The sequence below is a fragment of the Paenibacillus sp. FSL E2-0178 genome, assembly GCF_038593005.1.
GTDB lineage: Bacteria > Bacillota > Bacilli > Paenibacillales > Paenibacillaceae > Paenibacillus_AQ > Paenibacillus_AQ phytohabitans.
Map to the genome: position 1 here is coordinate 5,678,624 of NZ_CP151953.1, position 18,689 is coordinate 5,697,312.

Annotated in this window: 19 protein-coding genes and 1 pseudogene; 15 read left to right on the forward strand and 5 right to left on the reverse strand. The window is 49.8% G+C overall.

Annotated features, from left to right (window positions below; translation table 11 throughout):
* The first annotated feature begins 44 nt into the window (after positions 1 to 44).
* Both MHI42_RS24815 and MHI42_RS24820 read left to right on the forward strand, forming a co-directional pair.
* Positions 45 to 914, forward strand: coding sequence for a cation diffusion facilitator family transporter (locus tag MHI42_RS24815; protein ID WP_042140017.1), 870 nt, complete (start codon positions 45 to 47; stop codon positions 912 to 914).
* Positions 915 to 1,125: 211 nt separating this feature from the next.
* Positions 1,126 to 2,205, forward strand: a complete 1,080-nt coding sequence (locus tag MHI42_RS24820; RefSeq protein ID WP_342420952.1) for an SH3 domain-containing protein — start codon at positions 1,126 to 1,128, stop codon at positions 2,203 to 2,205.
* A 248-nt stretch (positions 2,206 to 2,453) separates the two neighbouring features.
* On the opposite strand, the gene MHI42_RS24825 is transcribed toward MHI42_RS24820, so the two are convergent.
* A complete protein-coding gene (locus MHI42_RS24825; RefSeq protein ID WP_342420953.1) occupies positions 2,454 to 2,852 on the reverse strand; it encodes a hypothetical protein in 399 nt (132 codons plus the stop codon).
* A gap of 316 nt (positions 2,853 to 3,168) precedes the next feature.
* On the reverse strand, positions 3,169 to 3,336 hold the full coding sequence (locus MHI42_RS24830) for a DUF1328 domain-containing protein (protein ID WP_171717925.1): 168 nt from the start codon (positions 3,334 to 3,336) through the stop codon (positions 3,169 to 3,171).
* A 187-nt stretch (positions 3,337 to 3,523) separates the two neighbouring features.
* Here MHI42_RS24830 and MHI42_RS24835 point away from each other — a divergent pair, with 187 nt between their 5' ends.
* The 10 genes from MHI42_RS24835 (at position 3,524) to MHI42_RS24880 (ending at position 14,435) form a co-directional block, all read left to right on the forward strand.
* Positions 3,524 to 4,030, forward strand: coding sequence for a DUF948 domain-containing protein (locus MHI42_RS24835; RefSeq protein ID WP_039309267.1), 507 nt, complete (start codon positions 3,524 to 3,526; stop codon positions 4,028 to 4,030).
* 64 nt (positions 4,031 to 4,094) lie between these two features.
* Complete coding sequence (locus MHI42_RS24840) at positions 4,095 to 4,631, forward strand: hypothetical protein (RefSeq protein ID WP_342420954.1); 537 nt, start codon at positions 4,095 to 4,097, stop codon at positions 4,629 to 4,631.
* Between the two features lie 91 nt (positions 4,632 to 4,722).
* Entirely contained in the window at positions 4,723 to 5,070 is a 348-nt protein-coding gene (locus MHI42_RS24845) for a general stress protein (protein WP_171717927.1), read from the forward strand.
* 214 nt (positions 5,071 to 5,284) lie between these two features.
* The gene (locus MHI42_RS24850; RefSeq protein WP_171717928.1) at positions 5,285 to 6,457 is read left to right on the forward strand and encodes a fused response regulator/phosphatase; all 1,173 of its coding nucleotides are present in this window, start codon (positions 5,285 to 5,287) and stop codon (positions 6,455 to 6,457) included.
* Positions 6,454 to 10,122 (forward strand): response regulator, encoded by a 3,669-nt coding sequence (locus MHI42_RS24855; protein ID WP_342420955.1) that lies wholly within the window; start codon positions 6,454 to 6,456, stop codon positions 10,120 to 10,122. Before MHI42_RS24850 ends, MHI42_RS24855 begins: the two co-directional genes overlap by 4 nt.
* An 82-nt stretch (positions 10,123 to 10,204) precedes the next feature.
* Positions 10,205 to 11,074 carry a protein-glutamate O-methyltransferase CheR gene (locus MHI42_RS24860; RefSeq protein WP_039309260.1) on the forward strand — a complete coding sequence of 290 codons (870 nt, stop codon included), beginning with the start codon at positions 10,205 to 10,207 and terminating at the stop codon, positions 11,072 to 11,074.
* Between the two features lie 17 nt (positions 11,075 to 11,091).
* A complete protein-coding gene (locus MHI42_RS24865) occupies positions 11,092 to 12,762 on the forward strand; it encodes a response regulator (protein ID WP_342420956.1) in 1,671 nt (556 codons plus the stop codon).
* Between the two features lie 96 nt (positions 12,763 to 12,858).
* On the forward strand, positions 12,859 to 13,197 hold the full coding sequence (locus MHI42_RS24870; protein ID WP_342420957.1) for an STAS domain-containing protein: 339 nt from the start codon (positions 12,859 to 12,861) through the stop codon (positions 13,195 to 13,197).
* An 18-nt stretch (positions 13,198 to 13,215) separates the two neighbouring features.
* Positions 13,216 to 13,668 carry an anti-sigma B factor RsbW gene (gene rsbW, locus MHI42_RS24875; protein WP_042140008.1) on the forward strand — a complete coding sequence of 151 codons (453 nt, stop codon included), beginning with the start codon at positions 13,216 to 13,218 and terminating at the stop codon, positions 13,666 to 13,668.
* Positions 13,665 to 14,435: a sigma-70 family RNA polymerase sigma factor gene (locus MHI42_RS24880; protein WP_039309251.1), complete on the forward strand. Its 771-nt coding sequence runs from the start codon at positions 13,665 to 13,667 to the stop codon at positions 14,433 to 14,435. The genes rsbW and MHI42_RS24880 overlap by 4 nt, the downstream gene beginning before the upstream one ends.
* 171 nt (positions 14,436 to 14,606) lie before the next feature.
* Here MHI42_RS24880 and MHI42_RS24885 read toward each other — a convergent pair whose 3' ends face one another.
* Both MHI42_RS24885 and MHI42_RS24890 read right to left on the reverse strand, forming a co-directional pair.
* Positions 14,607 to 14,939: a DUF5665 domain-containing protein gene (locus MHI42_RS24885; protein WP_039309250.1), complete on the reverse strand. Its 333-nt coding sequence runs from the start codon at positions 14,937 to 14,939 to the stop codon at positions 14,607 to 14,609.
* A 385-nt stretch (positions 14,940 to 15,324) separates the two neighbouring features.
* Positions 15,325 to 15,654, reverse strand: a pseudogene (locus tag MHI42_RS24890) (YtxH domain-containing protein); the annotation flags it as partial.
* A 359-nt stretch (positions 15,655 to 16,013) separates the two neighbouring features.
* On the opposite strand from MHI42_RS24890, the gene MHI42_RS24895 reads away from it, so the two are divergent.
* Positions 16,014 to 16,733 carry a pirin family protein gene (locus MHI42_RS24895; RefSeq protein ID WP_171717932.1) on the forward strand — a complete coding sequence of 240 codons (720 nt, stop codon included), beginning with the start codon at positions 16,014 to 16,016 and terminating at the stop codon, positions 16,731 to 16,733.
* Between the two features lie 117 nt (positions 16,734 to 16,850).
* Here the strand turns inward: MHI42_RS24895 and MHI42_RS24900 are convergent, their stop codons facing one another.
* Positions 16,851 to 17,075 (reverse strand): DUF1128 domain-containing protein, encoded by a 225-nt coding sequence (locus MHI42_RS24900; protein ID WP_342420958.1) that lies wholly within the window; start codon positions 17,073 to 17,075, stop codon positions 16,851 to 16,853.
* A gap of 185 nt (positions 17,076 to 17,260) precedes the next feature.
* On the opposite strand from MHI42_RS24900, the gene yyaC reads away from it, so the two are divergent.
* Together yyaC and MHI42_RS24910 are read left to right on the forward strand one after the other, a co-directional pair.
* Complete coding sequence (yyaC, locus tag MHI42_RS24905; RefSeq protein WP_342424798.1) at positions 17,261 to 17,749, forward strand: spore protease YyaC; 489 nt, start codon at positions 17,261 to 17,263, stop codon at positions 17,747 to 17,749.
* An 88-nt stretch (positions 17,750 to 17,837) separates the two neighbouring features.
* A complete protein-coding gene (locus MHI42_RS24910; RefSeq protein ID WP_042140005.1) occupies positions 17,838 to 18,623 on the forward strand; it encodes an alpha/beta fold hydrolase in 786 nt (261 codons plus the stop codon).
* The last annotated feature ends 66 nt before the right edge of the window (positions 18,624 to 18,689 follow it).

Sequence of the window (18,689 nt, forward strand, 5' to 3'; positions counted from 1 at the left end):
TGTATTTATGTGACAAGGATGGAGATTGACAGGGGGTAGCAGGGATGTCCGATATTTATGAAGATATACGCAAAGGAGAAAAGGGCGCACTGGTCAGTATTGTCGCTTATCTGGTTTTGTCAGCTTTCAAGCTGGTCTGCGGCTACTTGTTCGCTTCCAGCGCTCTCCTGGCAGACGGCTTCAACAATCTGACCGATATTGTGGCTTCATTGGCTGTGCTGATTGGTCTGCGCATCTCGCGGAAGCCGCCGGATTCAGATCATACCTACGGGCATTTCCGGGCCGAGACGGTCGCTGCGCTGATGGCTTCTTTTATTATGGCAATGGTCGGCATTCAGGTTATAGTGGAAGCGGTGCGATCCTTGTTTGAAGGGGCGAAGGCAACGCCGCAGCTCTGGTCGGCAGGAGTTGCCCTGGTGTGTGCCGTAGCCATGATGGGGGTATATATATATAACAAGCGATTGGCGAAGCAGATTAACAACAATGCGCTGATGGCTGCAGCCAAGGATAATTTCTCGGATGCCATGGTTAGTATCGGAGCTGCAATAGGTATCGTCGGAGCACAGTTCGGCCTCCCTTGGATCGATTCCGCAGCCGCTGTTGCTGTAGGACTGCTAATCTCCAAGACGGCCTGGGATATATTCCGCGACTCCACATACCGGCTGACTGACGGCTTTGACGAAGATAAACTGCTTGATCTGCGCAGCACCATTGCCCGGACACCGGGAGTGGAGGGCATCAAGGATTTGAAAGCCCGGGTTCATGGCAATCATGTGCTGGTTGATGTAGTGGTACAAGTGAATGCACAGATGACGGTGATGGAGGGCCATGCCATCAGTGACTCCATCGAAGAGCGGATGAGTAAGCTGCATAACATCATGAATGTGCAGGTTCACGTTGAACCCAAAGATTAACATTCCTTAATTTCTCCTAGTTAGCTGTAATTTCCACCAAATCCAAGGAGAAATCGTGACTATAGACCTGGGTGTTACCATAAGATGGAAAGGTTTTTTGTGAAATTTGGAGCATGTTCCAAATCCCGGGCAGGCCTATAATGAGGGCAGAAAGCAACAAACGTAGCGCGCGCCGTTGTTGAATTCTCAATACGCTAAGCGGGGGAACGCTATGATCGTATCACATAAGAAACTGACAGCATCGTTATTGGTCTCGGCAACACTTGCACTATCCTTGGGAGTGTTAAGTCCTCAGCAGTCCTTCGCCGCATCGGCTTCTGCCAATTCGTCTTTGGCTGCGTCGGCGGTACAGACAGGTATAATTCAATCCTCGGTGCGGCTGCGCACGACTCCATCTACCAGCGGTAAGGTATTGAAGTACCTCAGTAAGGGAGACCAGGTAACGATTCTGGAAGCGACTAACAGCTATTGGTACAAAGTCAGAACTGCAGACGGTGAGATCGGTTATACCAGTACGGGAGACCAATACATCAGTGTGATTACGGCTCCGGTGGCTACACCTGCAGTACAAACAGCAGTCATCCAGTCCACAGTCCGTCTTCGGGAGACACCTTCCACAAGCGGTAAAGTGCTGGGTTACCTATACAAGAATGACCAGGTAACAATCCTGGAAGAGACCAACAGCTATTGGTACAAAGTAAGAGCAGCTAACGGTACAACCGGATATACAAGCTCTGCGGATCAATATATTGAAGCAACGGCGGCACCTGCTCCGGCGCCTGTTCCGACACCGGTGCCAACACCAATACCGACACCTGCACCTACGCCAGTTCCTACGGCTCCGCCGCAGGCTGCTGTGATTGAAAGTGTAATAGCCGCAGGCATGGGCTACCTCGGTACACCGTATGAGTACGGGTCCAGCCGGAATGATACCAGCACGTTCGACTGCTCGGATTTCATCCGCCAGATTTTCATGGATGCAGCGAATTTGAAGCTGCCTGCCGACTCCCGGCAGCAGGGTGACTGGGTGAAGCAGAATAGTAATGTAGTAACGGACATTGCTGGGTTGAAACGCGGTGATTTGATGTTCTTCATGGATTATAAAGGAAGCTCGGCTTCCGCCTATGCGGGGATCGACAAGTCTACAGCAAGAATTACGCATGTAGCGATGTATTTGGGAGACGGGCAGTTATTACAGACGTATTCCGTATCTTCCGGCGGCGTTAGAGTAGACAAATTAAGCGCTTCTTGGATGAACCGTTTCCTTTATGGAGGCTCGGTCATCCGCTAATATAACAATAGATGTAGAGAGCATGAAGCGGCAATAGTACGAGTTTGTGACGGGTGAACTAACTAGGGCGGATGTTTTGTGGGGTTATCCTTTCAGTAGATTCTTCTACTGAAAGGATAACCCCTTTTCCTTATACACAGCAAAAAGGCCGTCAGGACTAACGTCCATGGGCCTCTTGAGTATACCAACTGCGAAGTCATAGCAAAGGTAGCACATCAGCTGTTATGACTTCGCTTATCGTTAAGTATTTATGGAGTAATTACATAAGCGGAAGCAGGAACCTTGAGCCAAGCTTTGCCCAGCCAAGTATATACTTCTCTCCACTCATTGCCCCAAGTGTCGGTCATGATTACACCTGTTGTATCGACAGTCTGCGCACCCAGCCAGCCGATAGGAGTTGTGCTGCCCACGGAAAGGTGGAAAGCAGTGATCTTGGTCAGGATAATCTGAGGAGTCGCTAGTTTGATGTCTGCTGGAGTGATTACAGTATCGAATGGCTCCAGGTATGTACTTCCGGTTACAGACACTGCTGCATCAGAAGTAGGTGTAGTAGTAGTTGTTGTACCTGTTACTTCAGCAGCAGAAGCGGTTGCTGCTATGGAAGCCATAAGACCCATTGCTACTGTTAAGCTGGCTAATTTTTTCATCGATGATTCCTCCTGATTTTGGTTTAGTAGTGTACTTTAACATGTTCGTGCTGTGCTAATAAGCATGTAAACATAAAGTGTATGTAATGAACCAGACATCGGAATGAAATATTTTAATTTTGTTTTATGCCGGGCGGCCTTGTATTTCTGATTCAGAGGGCAAGTGACAACCTGAGAGGAAAGGCCTATACTTTCTGAAGGGTGAATAGGATATATCAAGCGGAATAAGTTGCATAAATAGAAAAAAGCCCGGGGCTTCTCGTGGAAGCCTCAGGCTATACAGCAATGCTTGGGTTTCAGTTAGCGGAATGAATGACTACATTGACCTTCCTCTGCGTCCCATAAAGAGCGAAACGACGAAGAGAACAAGGAAGATGTAGAACAATACTTTGGCAATGCCTACAGCGGCTGCCACAATATTGAAGAAACCGAAGATACCGGCAATCAGAGCAACTACCAGCAGAATTACTGACCATCTTAACATGAGATGTCATCCTTTCTGTGTGGTGATGTAGTCATTGTTTAAACGGTGCCTATCATTTTGAAACAAACAGAAGGGGATGGTCTTTAAGGCGCTTGACAATTTGTTTCGGCCTAATTCCGTAAGGGTAACTATGCAGTAACAGGCAGAGCCAAACGACATTATAAGACATTCGGAAGGGGTTATGGAAATGATCATTGAACTTAGCGTAGCACTAGTTGCTGTTGCATTCGCAGTCCTCGTATTCTTCTTAATTAAAACCTTGAAATCAGCGAAGGAATCCCTCGACAAGGTCAGTCAGACTCTGCAGGAAGTGCAAAAGACCATTGATGAGCTTACCTATGAAGTGAAAACAACGGTCAGACATGCCAACGATATCACTGCCGATGTTCAGGGCAAAATTCAGAAGATCGATCCTATTGTCGATTCTGTGAAGAACCTCGGTGATGTGATGAATGAACTGACACTGACCGTGAAGCAGGTATCGGTAACCGTCATTGAGAAATTCCGCAAATCACGCGAACTGAAGGATAAGGCCAAATCTGTATCTATTGCAGAAGTTCCGCTTACTCCGTCCGAAGAAAGAACGATTCAATCCTATGAAGCGGTAAACGAAAGCAAGTCCAAGGGTAAAATAGCAACAGCGCTTAAGGGCGTGGATGCTGCAGCCGCCATCTGGCAGAAGTTCCGCCATTAATCAGGTTAAGTAGCGCAGGGTTCAGGCCAAGGGCAATTACAGCTTATGAGAGGCGGGAGTTTATATGAAAATCGTTATTCTTTTGCTTAGTCTGCTTTCTCCCTTTATCACCATTCCGCCGCAAGCTGAGACTGTCCCTGCCGCTTCTTCGGCAACCGTGCAACCGCCGGTAAGGCTCGCATTCGAGCATAGTGTCAATACAGTTCCCTACATAAGCAGTTTCGAGTCTCTGGCGGGGGTTACCCTGTATATGCCGGAAGAAGCGCTGCTGCAGACCAAAGGTATCCCGCCTGAGATTACTCCGGACCCTTGGGGAGATTGCCTGGAATATCAATATGCTGACGTCTCCGCCGGTGTTTGTGAGGGCGTTGTCCTCTATGTACATGCTTCACCTTCCCAGGCAGAACAGTTCGGCCTGAATCTTAACGGTCAGGAACTGAATCCGGTAACTTCGAGCCTGCAGGAGATATTGGGTGCCCCGGATTTTGAAGCCGAGGACGGCGATGTATATATAAGAGGAAGTGCAGCGCTCAAAGTCTACCGCAATATGAACACCGGACAATGGGAGGGTATTGATTTATTTGACGGAAATTCCTTCTGAGGCTGTTTCAAGGGCGGCAATTTAGGTTAATGAATGCTCAGTCATCTTTTAACTGCGTTGCCCTCTTAAACAATACAAGGAGAGTGATTTCATGGATTCAATCGGTACACAGGCATATGCCAAGTTGCTGGAGAATGGTGTTCAGGCGATAGAAGAAGTGAATCGTCTGCGTAGCAGCGGCTATACAAGAGATGACCTCTACGTGATCAGTCACGATGAAGACCGTGAAGGCCGTATCGTGGATGCTGCAGACGTGAACGAAGTCGGGCTCAGCGAAGAAGGATTATTTGGTGCGATTGCTAACCTTTTCCGTTCACGCGGCGATGCTCTCCGGTTCAAGATTACTTCGCTCGGCTTTAGTAGCGCGGAAGCGGCATTTTATGAGAAGGAGCTCGATTTGGGCAAAGTTCTCGTTATCGCCAAAAGAAATCCGAAATAATTGCCGGTCAGCCTTATGTGACCTCTATAGTCCAATAGCGTAACCTCCAGCCCCACTACAAGCAGTGGGGCTGGAGGTTACTTTGTTGAAGACGAGGGCCTGGTTCTCTTCCAATATCTTGATATATGGAAACAGGCCGTTCAAATATCGTATGATAGAGTGATAGAATTACAGGTTTTACGGTCCTAATACTATTCGTGTGAGGTGAGGGAGCTTGAGAATTTTAATCGTAGATGACAATCCGACCAATGTAATCATTATCCGTGAAATCCTGAAAAAAGAAGATTACCGGAATTTTATAACGGCTTCGTCCGCTAAAGATATGTTGAAGCTGCTCGGTGTGGGTTCTGGCGTAGATGAGAAGCAACCTAAGCAGTCGGATGTGGATTTGATACTGCTGGATATGATGATGCCGGAGATGGACGGGATTGAGGCATGCCGTGTGGTTCAGCAATATGAGCATCTGAAGGACATTCCCATTATTATGGTCACCGCTGTGGGAGATTCCAAGAAGCTCGCAGAAGCACTGGATGCAGGTGCCGTGGATTATGTTACGAAACCGATTAACAAGGTGGAGCTGATGGCCCGCATCCGTCTGGCACTGCGGCTGAAACGCGAGAAGGATTGGCATAAGGAGCGGGATCAGCGCATCCAGGATGAGCTGAAGCTGGCTGCCTTAGTGCAGAATGCAGTACTCAGCTTGCCGCTTACCGAGGAAACGTTTGAGGTGCATGCCATTTATCAGCCGTCCTTTGAGCTGGCCGGTGACTTATACGCCTGGTATCCGCTGGGTGACGGGCGTTATGCTGTCATTCTGCTGGATATGATGGGACACGGGATCTCTTCATCGCTGTTCTGTATGTTCCTGGCCTCGGTATTGAAGGATACCGTGACTACCTATGTTGAGCCGGAGAAGGTTATCCAAGAACTCAACAGGCGCTTCAACCAGCTCTACATCGAGAAGCAGCTGGTCCAGTATTACTTCACGGCAATCTATCTTGTCATTGATACACGGATGAAGCGGATTGATTATGTGAATGCCGGACATCCGCCGGCGCTGTTATTCGAAGGAGAGGCCAAGACTCCGGTTCTGCTGGAGAGCAACTGCCACCCGGTCGGGCTGTTTGACCGGATTGATATCCAGCCGCAGAGCCTCAGCTATGAGGAAGAAGGCCATCTGGTGCTGTTTACAGACGGCTTACTGGAAATGGTCCAGGGAGAGCAGGCGGAGCAGCTCGAATTCATGATCGGGCATTTGAATGCCGGTCATGACTGGCAGGAAGAGGTTATGCGCACTGCTTTCCTGAATGAGCCTGTGAATCAGGAGCGCGATGACGATAAGTGTCTGGTATGGATTTCGCTGAAGAAAGGAACAGATAGGGAATGAAGATAAAGGCTAAACTGCTAATCGGCTTCAGTGCCATGCTGGCCATTATGCTGGCTCTTACCATGATCGGGTATGACCGGCTTCATTATATGAGCGGACAGCTTGACAGCTTCCAGGAGAGATACAGTAAAGGCCGCTCCTCTTCAGGGCTTCGCGGTGAAGTGAATGATATGGCACGGATCTTAACCACCTCGATGCTTAACGCGGATACACTCTCTGTGGATGCCCAGAAGGCGGAAATTAACAGCAAGGTGCTCAAAGCTGAGGATCATCTGAAGAATATACAGGACTCCATGAAGACCACAGAAGAATTACAGCTGTTATCGCGGATTGAGGCTTCTTATTCTGCGTATAAGAATTATCAGAATAAAGTGCTGGAGATGCTGACTGCCGGGTACTTCCAGAATGCCAATACTTACCGTAATACAGAAGGACAAGATATCCAGAATGAGGTACTGAACAGTCTGAATGCACTTTCCGATTATAATGCCTTCCGGATGACTGATGAGACCGCCAAAGCCAAGGAGGCTTCCGAGCGTTCGATTCAGATGGTAACCCTGATTATGATTGTGGGACTGCTGCTGGGGCTCGGGGTGATCCTGTGGGTTATTCCGAGTATTACGCGCGGTCTGAGTGTCGTATCCATGATGATTACCAGCTTTGGCAACGGCAAGATACGGGCGATCCGGCGGATCAAGGTCAAATCCAAAGATGAGATTGGTGATGTAGCCCGTGTGTTCCAGCAGATGGCTGAGGATATTGAGCAGAAACAGCAGCTTGAACGATCCTATGCCCAGGCGCAGAGTGATCAGGCTTGGCTGAATGCGAACATAGCCCGGGTAACGGAGCTACTGCGCGGCGTCAGTTCACTGGATCAGGTGTCGCAGACTTTTATCAGTGAGTTCACGCCTGTGCTGGGAGCCCAGTACGGTGCTGTATATTTGAAGGATCAGAACAATCCCAACCTGCTGGTCAGCAGCGCTTTCTATGCCGGTGAGGAAGGCCTCAAACCGAAGGAGAGCTTCGAAATCGGTCAGGGGCTGGTCGGGCAGAGTGCCTTGGACAAGCTGCCGATTAAGCTGACAGAGGCTCCGGATAATTATATTTCCATTTCCTCCGGATTCGGGGAATCGCATCCGAGTTACATTTCCATCCATCCGCTTTTATTTGAAGATGAGCTTATGGGGGTAGTGGAATTCGCTTCCTTCACTCCTTTCTCGGTGCTGCAGAATGAGCTGCTTCATCAGCTTTCGAATAATCTGGGTATCATTCTGAATAATATCGGCCGCAGGCTTGTCGTTGAAGAGCTGCTGCGGGAATCGCAGGCGCTTACCGAAGAGCTGCAATGCCAGTCAGAGGAACTGCAGACCCAGCAGGAAGAACTCCGCCGTTCCAACGAGAATCTGGAGGAACAGACGGATGCGCTGAAGCGTTCCGAGGAGCTGCTGCAGCGGCAGCAGGGAGAGCTGGAGCATTATAATACGGAGCTGGTCGCCAAGACCCATGCGCTGCAGGAGCAGGTGCAGGAGGTCGAAGAGAAGAAGGATGAGATTGAGCATGCCCGCGTCCAGCTTGAGAAGCAGGCGATGCAGCTTGCTGTGACCAGCAAATACAAATCCGAGTTCCTGGCGAATATGTCTCATGAGCTGCGGACGCCGCTGAACAGCCTGTTAATCCTGTCCCAGCTTCTTACGGAGAATAAAGAAGGGAATTTGAGCGACAAGCAGGTGGAATTCGCCCATACCATCTATATGTCAGGTGCGGACCTGCTCAAGATGATAGATGAGATCCTCGATCTGTCCAAGGTGGATGCCGGCAAAATGGAGCTCAATTACGAAGAGATTCCGCTTACGGAGCTAAAGACCTTCGTGAAGCAGAACTTTGCACCGCTGGCCAGTAAAAAGGGGCTGTCGCTGCGCTTATCCTTCGAAGAGCCGCTGCCGGATCATGTGTTCACGGACAGCCACAGACTGAAGCAGGTGCTGCGCAATCTCTTGTCCAATGCCTTCAAATTTACCAGCGAAGGACATGTGGAGTTCTCCGTCAGCCGGGCGGATACCAAGCAGCTGCCTTCCTATCTGCCGCATGAATTTGAATACATTGCACTGTCCGTCAAGGACAGCGGAATCGGCATCCCGTCCGACAAGATGGATATTGTCTTTGAGGCCTTCCAGCAGGTCGACGGGACAACCAGCCGCAAGTATGGGGGCACAGGTCTCGGGCTGTCGATCAGCCGCGAGCTGGCCCGTCTGATGGGCGGGGCAATTGGATTGGAATCGCGCGAAGGACAAGGAAGCATCTTCACCTTGTACCTGCCGGTCAAAGGGAATTACAGCCTGCTGCCGGGAGTGGTAGAAGCAGCCGCCGCACGGGATGCGGTGACGCTTGAAGAGTACCGGGATGAACGTTCATGGGATGAAACCGGCGATGTGGCCCCTACGCCCCTCGTGCCGGTTATTGTTGAGGACGACCGCGAATCGCTGACCGCCGGCGACAAGGTTCTGCTCATTATCGAAGATGACGAGAGCTTTGCCAAGATACTGCTCGGCATGGCCCGCGGCCGCGGCTTCAAGGGACTGGTGGCTCTTCAGGGAGATACCGGCCTTCAGATGGCCAAGACGTATTTGCCTGACGCGATTATTCTCGATATCCAGCTGCCCGTCATGGACGGCTGGTCCATACTCAGGGAACTCAAGGGTGCTTCCCAGACCCGGCATATCCCCGTGCATGTGATCTCTGTGAACGATGAGATTAAGCAGGGCTTAATGATGGGCGCTATGGCCTACTTAAGAAAGCCGTCTTCACGTGAGGCGCTGGAACGGGCATTCTCGCAGATTGAGAACTACACCGCCAGCACGCTTAAGCATCTGCTCATTGTAGAAGATGATGATATCCAGCGCCGGTCCATCATGGAGCTTATCGGGCATGATGATGTAGCCATTACTGCGGTTTCCACCGGCCATGAAGCCCTGGGCGAGCTGCGCAAGCAGAGGTATGACTGTATGGTCCTCGATCTTATGCTGGAGGATATGACCGGGTTCGAGCTGCTGGATCAGATCCGGGACGATGAAGAGCTGAACGATCTGCCGATCATTATTTACACCGGTAAAGATCTGGACAGCAAAGAAGAGACACAGCTGCGTAAATATGCGGAATCGATCATTATCAAGGATGTCCGCTCGCCGGAACGGCTGCTGGATGAAACTACGCTGTTCCTGCACCGGGTAGAGGCAAATCTTCCGGAAGATAAGCGTAAAATTCTGCAAAAGCTGCACAATAAAGAAGAATTGTTCGACGGCAAAAAAATATTGCTCGTTGATGATGATATCCGAAACGTCTTTGCCCTCTCCAGTGTTCTTGAAGGGTATCACATGGAAGTGAAATTCGCCGAGAATGGGCGGGAGGCCATAGATATGCTGGTGGAGCAGACGGATTATGATCTGGTGCTGATGGATATGATGATGCCGGAAATGGACGGCTACGAAGCGATGCGCCGTATCCGGCAAATGCCGCAGTACCAGAAATTGCCGATTATTGCACTTACGGCCAAGGCGATGAAGGAGGACCGGGCGAAGTGTATTGAGGCCGGAGCCTCCGATTATATGAAGAAACCGATCAGTACAGATCAGCTTCTTTCCTTAATGCGTGTCTGGTTGTATTCGTAAGGGCGATTTCGGGGTAATAGCTTTACAGTACCATTTGGAACGAGTCCGGAAATAAGGCTTAGGCAAGGGAGTATTGATAACAATGACAGCTATGGAACGCGGATATGAGGAGCAGGCTATTCAGGCAGGGAGCAAACAGGAGCTTGAACAGATTGAAATTGAGCTGCTTCTAAGCGGGGTACACCGTCTATATGGATATGACTTCAGGAATTATGCGCTGCCTTCCTTGAAACGGCGCATCTGGCATCATGTCCATGCCGAGAATGTGCCCAGCATATCCGCCCTGCAGGAGAAAGTGCTGCATGACCGTGCCTGCTTTGAACGGTTTGTATACAGTCTTTCGATCCCTGTAACGGAAATGTTCCGCGATCCGGGACTCTTCCTGACCTTCAGGCAGAAGGTGGTCCCCCTGCTGCGGACCTATCCGTATATCCGGATCTGGCATGCCGGCTGTTCCACAGGCGAAGAGGTATATTCCATGGCTATTATGCTGCATGAGGAAGGGCTTTACGACAAGGCGCGGATTTATGCAACGGATATGAACGCCCGTTCCCTGCAGCAGGCCAAAGAAGGCGTGTATGAGATCGGGAAGATGAAGCAATATACCAAGAATTATCTGGAGGCGGGCGGTACACGCGCGTTCTCGGAATACTACACAGCGAAGTATAATTCAGTGATTCTGCAGCCTTACTTGCGCAAGAATATCATTTTTGCGGAGCATAATCTGGCGACAGACACTTCATTTAATGAATTTAATGTTATTTTTTGCCGCAACGTAATGATCTATTTCAACGATGAGCTCCGCGATCATGTTCATGGCTTATTCCACGAAAGTCTCAGCCGGTTTGGAGTGCTGGTCCTTGGTTCCAAGGAATCCATTCATTTCACGAAATACAGTGACAGCTACGAAGCTTTGGACAGGGTGGAAAAAATATACCGCAAGAATAAGTAGCGGGTAAGGAGGGGCCTATGGGGGTTCAGGAACCGATTCATATACTGCTGGTTGACGACCGTCCCGAGAATCTGCTGGCACTGGAAGCAGTGCTTGAGAGTCAGCATTACAAGCTTGTCAAAGCCAATTCTGGTGAAGAAGCACTGCGGTGCTTATTAAGATATGAATTTGCAGTTATCGTACTGGACGTGCAGATGCCGGGTATGGACGGAATCGAAACCGCCAAATTAATCAAAGCCAGAGAGAAAACCAAGGATATTCCGATCATATTTATCTCTGCCAACAGCAAGGAGGCGGAGCATCTGTTCGCGGGTTATTCTGCCGGTGCCATTGATTATATGGTCAAACCCTTTATTCCGCAGATTCTGAAGTCCAAGATCGAAGGCTTTGTTAACATGTATCTGACCAGCAAGAAGCAGCAGCTTCAGTCTATGCTGCTGCAGCAGAAGACGCAGGAACTCGAGCGGATTAACGGGGAACTGGTCAAAGCCAAGGAAGAGGCGGAGATTGCCGCTAATGCCAAGACCGAATTCCTCGCGATGATGAGCCATGAGATCCGTACGCCGATGAACGGGGTAGTGGGCATGATCGATCTTCTGATGGAGACGGAGCTTGCTCCTGAACAGAAGGAATATACGGAGATCATCCGCAAAAGTGCGGATACCTTGATTACGGTCATTAACGATATCCTTGATTTCACCAAGATGGAATCAGGCAAAATGGAAATGGAAGAGCAGTTGTTTGAGCTACAAACCACCATCCAGGAGGTGTTTAGCTTATTTTCTGCGGAGGCTGGCAAAAAGAATCTGGAGCTGGCTTATTTCATCGACCAGAAGCTGCCCAAGCTCATTTACGGGGATATGGCCCGTTTGCGGCAGGTATTAATTAATCTGGTGGCCAATGCGGTCAAATTTACCAACCAGGGCGGCGTATATTTGGTTGCGTCCAGCGTGCCTACAGCTGATAATAAACTGGTAGTGGAATTTACAGTGAAAGATACAGGCATTGGAATTTCACCGGAGAAATGTGACCGGCTGTTCCAGCCCTTCTCTCAGCTTGATTCATCCATGACCCGCAAATACGGAGGGACGGGCCTGGGGCTCGCCATCTGCAAGTCACTTGTTGGGATGATGGGCGGAGATATCCGTGTGGAGTCGATGGAAGAGAAGGGAGCTACATTCGTATTCACGATACAGGCAGCTGTCCCGGAGGATGAACTGGCAGGCAGCTGCCAGGAGGAGCAGAGTGCGGGAAAAGTGGTTGACCGGCATTGGCGCAGCAAGGTGCTTGTAGTGGATGACCATCCGATCAACCAGCGCCTGATGGTGAGCATGCTGGACAAGCTGGGCTATAATGCCGAGGTTGCCGAGGATGGGAACCAGGCTGTAGAGATGGCCCGGAACTCTGCTTACGATTTTATATTCATGGATCTGCAGATGCCGGTGATGGACGGGCTTGAAGCAACCTCCCGGATCCGTGAGAACAGCAGTGGTTCTCCGGACAAGACTATTATCATCGCCATGACTGCGAATGTCATGGAGGGCATTCAGAATCGCTGTATCGCTGCCGGTATGGACGGCTATATCAGCAAACCGCTCAAGCTAAGCAGCATCAAACAGGTTTTTTCCAGATATTCAGTCGAGGATAACCCCGCTGCGCAGCGGAATGCCTCACTTTTTAATGCATGATCCAGTAATTACCACAGCCGTTAAGTCCCAATTGTTGTTTCAACAGTGTACCATTAGGGTTATTGGTAAAGAAAACATTTATCAGGAGAGTTGTCTATGAATACACATAAAAGCGAAAAATTCCACGCAAAAACCGAAACAGAAGGCACAGTATGTACCGTTTATCTGACTGGAGAGCTTGATCTGTCTGTGGCTCCTGATTTCCGTCTGGTCATGGAACCGCTGGTGGGAGATACGGGACTCGATCTCGTGATTAATCTTAAGGATTTGAGATACATTGACAGCACAGGAATCGGGATTTTGTTGTCGATTCTCAAAGCAAGACACGGAATGGAAGTTAAATTTGCCGTTGAGGAAGTTCCTCCACAAATACAGAAATTGTTTGATATGACCGGCATTTCCAAGTTTTTTGCCCCCCAAGAGAATTCCCACTAGGAAAGGATCGAACTAAGGATGAGTGATGACGTGCAAAGAGTAGTGCTTCAGTTACCCGCCAGTGCAGAATATGTCGATATCGTCAGACTTAATTTATATGGCATTGCCTCTAAGATGGGTTTTACTTATGAAGATATTGAAGATATGAAGGTAGCAGTCTCGGAAGCCTGTAACAACTCCGTGCTTTATGCTTACGGGCAGGAAGACGGTTTGGTTGATGTAATCTTTGAAGTAGGATCAAGTGCTTTGTCCATTACTGTCAAAGATGAGGGGGAGAGCTTTGACGGTTTGGATTCGTCCGATGAACGTATGACGCTGCATGACAAGGAGCTGAATGATGTTCAGGTGGGCGGACTGGGATTTTATTTAATGCAGGCGCTTATGGATGACGTTAGCGTCGTTAGCGAAGCAGGGAAAGGGACAGTCGTTACCCTGACTAAGCGGCTTAATTACAGCGAGGAGAAAGTATGAACGACAAAGTGACTCCCCCAGAGTCCATGAATGAAGCAGTAAGCCTGATCTGGGAATACCAGCAGACGAAAGACAATGAAATAGCTACAGTGCTCATCCGTAAATACGAGCCCATGGTGAAGATGGCAGCCGGCAAAATTGCCCGTAACCGTCCGGATCTTTATGAAGATCTGTATCAAGTGGGACAAATGGCGCTGATTCGGCTGTTGCAGCAGTATGATATTAGCCTGGGGATACCTTTTGAGCCCTATGCTATGAAAAGCATGATCGGACATATGAAGAATTTCCTGCGTGATAAATCCTGGTACATACAGGTTCCAAGACGGATCAAAGAAAAAGGCGCACTTGTACAGCAGGCCATTGATGAACTTACCATTCGATTGGAACGTTCCCCTGCGGTGGAAGAAATTGCCCATTATCTGGATCTTACCGTGGAAGAAACTGTGGAAGTACTGGCCGGCAGGGAATGTTATCATTATGTCTCCCTGGATTCACCGCTCTCACAGGAAGAGACGGGTGCTACACTCGGCGAATTGATCAGCTCTGACGCCAATGACTATGAGACTGTGGAGAAACGCATGGATCTCCAGCAGGCTCTGGGACAGCTGAAGGAGCAGGAGCAGCAGGTGCTGCTGCTGGCCTTCCAGGATGGCCAGTCACAGCGTGCCATCGCCCAGAAGCTTGGGGTATCGCAGATGAGTGTTTCCCGCATACAGAAGCGTGCTACCGAGAAGCTGAAGCAGATTATGGCTAACTCTTCTTATTAAGCTTAAGAAGTATGCCGTTATATTGAATAGCAGGACAAGCCCTTCCCCGCCGGGATAGGGCTTGTTTTGCTATAGGCAGGAATAATTCCCCGTGGTTCCACACGAGCAACACCCCTCCTGCAGTCTATTCTGGCGGGAGTAGGCTGCAGGAGGGGTGAGCGGGGAATTCACTTAGCTGTTGGCATCAATATACTTTTTGATTTCTCCAAGATATTCCCCGATAACCGGCACATCAAGGAACAAACTAAGAATATAGCCCAGTAAACCGAGGATCACGAACGTACCAAGGGAAAGCCCCAGGCCTCTGGATACGCCGGCCATCAGATTGGTAATGATCCGCTTCTTGGGGTCCGTATAATTCTCCAGGATATCCTTGAATTCTGATTTTTCGAGTGAATCTGCGATTTTGTCGAGCCGTGCATTCAAGCGTTTGACCTCATGCCGCAGCTCGAAGGGATGCTCATCAACTTCATAAGCTTTAGTTCTGCTGTCCGCTTCTCCCATAAGGCGTACCTGCTTTCTATAGCCTGGAACAGGCTTTATTGAGAATATGAGGGTATAATCCATTTCGGCTAGTTGGGGCTTATAAGCCTAAAAAAGGCATGCATAAATAGAGAGCAGCCAGCTACGGCGAGCTGGCTGCTCTCTTGTACTGCCTGAATAGGCCGTATATCGCCGTTTTTTAATAATTGGACTTGTAAGAGGATTTAACTTCCTCTTTAGCATCCTTAGCTTCATCAGTTATGTCTTTGGAAGCATCTTTAGCCTTGTCGGCTACCTCTTTAGAGGAGTCTTTGGCTTCATCCGTGACATCCTTGGAAGCGTCTTTAACGTCACCAGCCACATCCTTAGAGGCTTCGCTTACGGTTTCACCAATCTTCTTGCCTGTTTCCGACAATGTAGCAGCAATTTGTTGTTTGCTGTCGCTGACCGTTGTGAAGATGTCGGAGGCTTTAGCAGATACTGTACCTGCCAGATCGGTTGCTTTTTCGCTGACTGTAGTTGCCAGCGTTTTGGTCTTGTCTGTTACGGCTCCTGCAACCTCTTTGGTTTTGTCCGTGGCAATCGAGAGCTTGTCTGACAAATCACTGCGCATTTCACGACCGGGTTTCGGTGCGAACAACAGTGCCGCCGCAGCCCCAAGCAGACCGCCTATGAAAATTCCCTTGAAAAATGTGCCGCCGCTTTCTACTGGATATTCCGTTTCTGCCTTGTTCATCACCAATCACTCCTCATTAGATTATTATGATTTGAACTCAGGCTGCTATGCTGCCTGCCGTCATTCAAATTCAGGATAGCCTGAAGTATCTTACTTCGTATATAAACGTAGGGGTATATCCTGAAACAGTTGGTGAGCATGGGAAAGATTGCCGGAGTATAGGGAAGCATCCAGGCCATAAAGGGTCTTTTCTATATATAAACGGCCACATTCACGGCTTTACAAACGGTTGATTGATGAAGAAAGGAAGGGGGTAAGAGATACTAAATCACAGCGCCTATATACATCTCATATAAGGAGCATTTATCCCCTGTTTAAGATATGGAGAAGGTTCCAACATCTATGGAGGTGCAAAGTTTATGATTAAAGTAGTCACATCAGCTGAGCGTCATACTTCGAATAGAGAATGGATACACAGTGAATTCAGCTTTTCTTTTGCCGATTATGATGACCCCAGCAATGCCCACTTTGGCGCACTGCTGGCCCATAACGACAATGAATTGAAGCCGGGGCAAGGCATGCACGAGCATCCGCATCATGATCTGGAGATTATTACTTATGTAGTTTCCGGAGTCCTGAAGCATCAGGATGATCTCGGTAATCATGCGGATCTGCAGGCCGGAAGTGTACAGATGATGAGCGCGGGTACAGGCATCAATCATTCGGAGACGAACCCGTCGCTAAGCTCGAATGTGCGTTTCTTGCAAATCTGGCTGCTGCCGGACCGTCCGGGAATGACGCCGAGGTGGGACGCGAGATTCTTTCCTGAAGAGCTTAAGCTGAACAATCTGCTTCCGGTGGCTTCCGGATCAGCGGACATGGGAGCGCTTAAGCTGGGCGAGGATGTTACGGTCTATTTGTCCCTTCTGCAGACGAACCGGGAGCTGCATTACCCGCAGCAAGAGGAGCGGCGCACTCATATTTATCTGATTTCCGGAAATCTGGAGATTAGCTGCTCAGACGGCGTGTTTCAGCTTCAGCAGGGAGATGCGGCGCGTATCCGCAAGAGCTGTGATCTGACCATTAAAGGGACAAGCAATGGCGGAGATGCAGAGTTCATCCTGATTGATCTGCCGTAAATGCCAGTTGCAGACCTGCCTATAATCGAGCATCAACGCACAAAAGCCCTTCAGCTTCCCTGTCCATTCCTACGGACGGGTCGGAGAGAAGGGCTTTTATCATGCCAATTGACCGGTTTATTTCTTGCGCAAGCGTCCAAGCTCAGTGACAAGCGCCTCCACCTGTGAGATGCTGAGCCTGTCGCTGCCCATGGCAACCTCATAAATATCCTGAATATCCTCATAATGCTCCACCGAAAAAGCCGAGGCCTGCATAGCCGCGGCGCTGGCCATTTTCAGCTTGTTTTTGATACCCTCGATCATATACTCAACATTTTCCTGGCTTGGTTTCGATAAATCCATGGGGTATAACAGTCCTCCCTAAGTGATAGTTCAAGTATTTTATCATGTTTGGACAGTGAAAGACCATTTTTTTGTCTGGATCACAGAAAACATGTTAAATTAGAGGGAATAATTCGCAGGCAATGGAGTGAGGGGGAGAGAAGTCTTTGGCAATCAGAGAAGAAGAGAGCAGGAAACGCCGCAAAATGGATGCTGACGGGCTGGCTTCTTTCTTCCAGGAGATCGCCGTCTTGCATCCGGCAGAGCAGCTGACCTTTCTGTGCATCGGAACGGACCGCTCCACTGGTGATGCCCTGGGGCCGCTAACTGGCAGCCGTCTGCTTGAATATGGTTTCCCCCATGTTACCGGTACGCTGCCGGCACCATGCGATGCTAATAATCTGGTCCAGCGGATAGCAGAGATTCCGGAAGGGCAGATTATTATCGCTGTGGATGCCTGTCTGGGGCCGCCCGCTGCGCTCGGGTATTACTTCGCGGCTGCGGAGCCGCTTCGTCCGGCACAGTCTGTCGGGCTGCTGCTGCCCGCGGTCGGAAACTACAGTCTGGCAGCGATTGTCGATGTGAACAGTCCCCGGCCTTACCGTACGCTGCAGACCACACCGCTGCACCGGGTGATCGTTATGGCCGACCAGATTGCCCGTGCTGCCGCCCAGGGTTTCGGGCTCCTGGGCTGAGAGCGTTTCAAAGGTACCTGATCTAGCTTAATAATAAAGACAAGCCGCGGTCTTCAACCGGATACTACATAGAAAGAAGGAAGCAGCCATGGAAAATGTTCGATGCGAAGGAAACAACATTTGTTACAGTGATCAAGGTAAAGGTGATGTCATTGTTCTGCTGCATGGATTCTGCGGGAGCTCGGAATACTTTGAGAAGGTTATTCCTGGCCTAATCGCCAATTACCGGGTCATTGCCCCTGATTTGCGCGGACACGGATCTTCAGATGCTCCGCTCGGAGCCTACACGATCGAACAGATGGCCGATGATGTTCTTTCACTGCTGAATGCCCTGGAGATTCCTGAGTGTTATTTGCTTGGACATTCCCTGGGAGGCTACATTACATTGTCGTTTGCCCAGCGCCATGCCTCCAGGCTGAAGGGCTTCGGACTGATTCATTCCTCCGGTTATCCGGATAGTGAGGAAGCCAAGGAGAACCGGCTGAAGAGCGTCAGCATGATCCAGAATGAAGGTATCTTTGCTTTTGTAGATCAGCTGGTACCCGGACTCTTTGCTTCCGGAGCAGCTCCACAGCTGCTGGAACGTGCCAAGGAGATCGGCTATAAGACCCCGCCGCAAGGCGCGGTAGGCGCGGCCATGGCCATGCGTGAGCGTCCGGACCGCAGGGATGTCATCTCGGCAACAGCGCTGCCGGTGCTGCTGGTAGCCGGAGCGGAGGATTCGAAGGTGACTCCAGAACGGACCTTCACCTCGGATAATCCCAATATTACCAAGGTGACAATAGCGGGTGTGGGCCATATGAGCATGTTTGAAGCTCCGGAGCATTTGTCGCAGATTATCAAGGATTTCGTACACACGCCTGTGCAGAAGTAATTCATTTAGCACACAAAGAGGCAGCACCCGCCGGATGGCGGAGTGCTGCCTCTTTGTGTTGGCCGC

Excerpts from the sequence above, each read along its gene's own strand:
- MHI42_RS24815 (WP_042140017.1), top strand. The coding sequence starts at position 45 with ATGTCCGATATTTATGAAGATATACGCAAAGGAGAAAAGGGCGCACTG.
- MHI42_RS24820 (WP_342420952.1), top strand. The coding sequence starts at position 1,126 with ATGATCGTATCACATAAGAAACTGACAGCATCGTTATTGGTCTCGGCA.
- MHI42_RS24825 (WP_342420953.1), bottom strand. The coding sequence starts at position 2,852 with ATGAAAAAATTAGCCAGCTTAACAGTAGCAATGGGTCTTATGGCTTCC.
- MHI42_RS24830 (WP_171717925.1), bottom strand. The coding sequence starts at position 3,336 with ATGTTAAGATGGTCAGTAATTCTGCTGGTAGTTGCTCTGATTGCCGGT.
- MHI42_RS24835 (WP_039309267.1), top strand. The coding sequence starts at position 3,524 with ATGATCATTGAACTTAGCGTAGCACTAGTTGCTGTTGCATTCGCAGTC.
- MHI42_RS24840 (WP_342420954.1), top strand. The coding sequence starts at position 4,095 with ATGAAAATCGTTATTCTTTTGCTTAGTCTGCTTTCTCCCTTTATCACC.
- MHI42_RS24845 (WP_171717927.1), top strand. The coding sequence starts at position 4,723 with ATGGATTCAATCGGTACACAGGCATATGCCAAGTTGCTGGAGAATGGT.
- MHI42_RS24855 (WP_342420955.1), top strand. The coding sequence starts at position 6,454 with ATGAAGATAAAGGCTAAACTGCTAATCGGCTTCAGTGCCATGCTGGCC.
- MHI42_RS24860 (WP_039309260.1), top strand. The coding sequence starts at position 10,205 with ATGACAGCTATGGAACGCGGATATGAGGAGCAGGCTATTCAGGCAGGG.
- MHI42_RS24865 (WP_342420956.1), top strand. The coding sequence starts at position 11,092 with ATGGGGGTTCAGGAACCGATTCATATACTGCTGGTTGACGACCGTCCC.
- MHI42_RS24870 (WP_342420957.1), top strand. The coding sequence starts at position 12,859 with ATGAATACACATAAAAGCGAAAAATTCCACGCAAAAACCGAAACAGAA.
- rsbW (WP_042140008.1), top strand. The coding sequence starts at position 13,216 with ATGAGTGATGACGTGCAAAGAGTAGTGCTTCAGTTACCCGCCAGTGCA.
- MHI42_RS24880 (WP_039309251.1), top strand. The coding sequence starts at position 13,665 with ATGAACGACAAAGTGACTCCCCCAGAGTCCATGAATGAAGCAGTAAGC.
- MHI42_RS24885 (WP_039309250.1), bottom strand. The coding sequence starts at position 14,939 with ATGGGAGAAGCGGACAGCAGAACTAAAGCTTATGAAGTTGATGAGCAT.
- MHI42_RS24895 (WP_171717932.1), top strand. The coding sequence starts at position 16,014 with ATGATTAAAGTAGTCACATCAGCTGAGCGTCATACTTCGAATAGAGAA.
- MHI42_RS24900 (WP_342420958.1), bottom strand. The coding sequence starts at position 17,075 with ATGGATTTATCGAAACCAAGCCAGGAAAATGTTGAGTATATGATCGAG.
- yyaC (WP_342424798.1), top strand. The coding sequence starts at position 17,261 with ATGGATGCTGACGGGCTGGCTTCTTTCTTCCAGGAGATCGCCGTCTTG.
- MHI42_RS24910 (WP_042140005.1), top strand. The coding sequence starts at position 17,838 with ATGGAAAATGTTCGATGCGAAGGAAACAACATTTGTTACAGTGATCAA.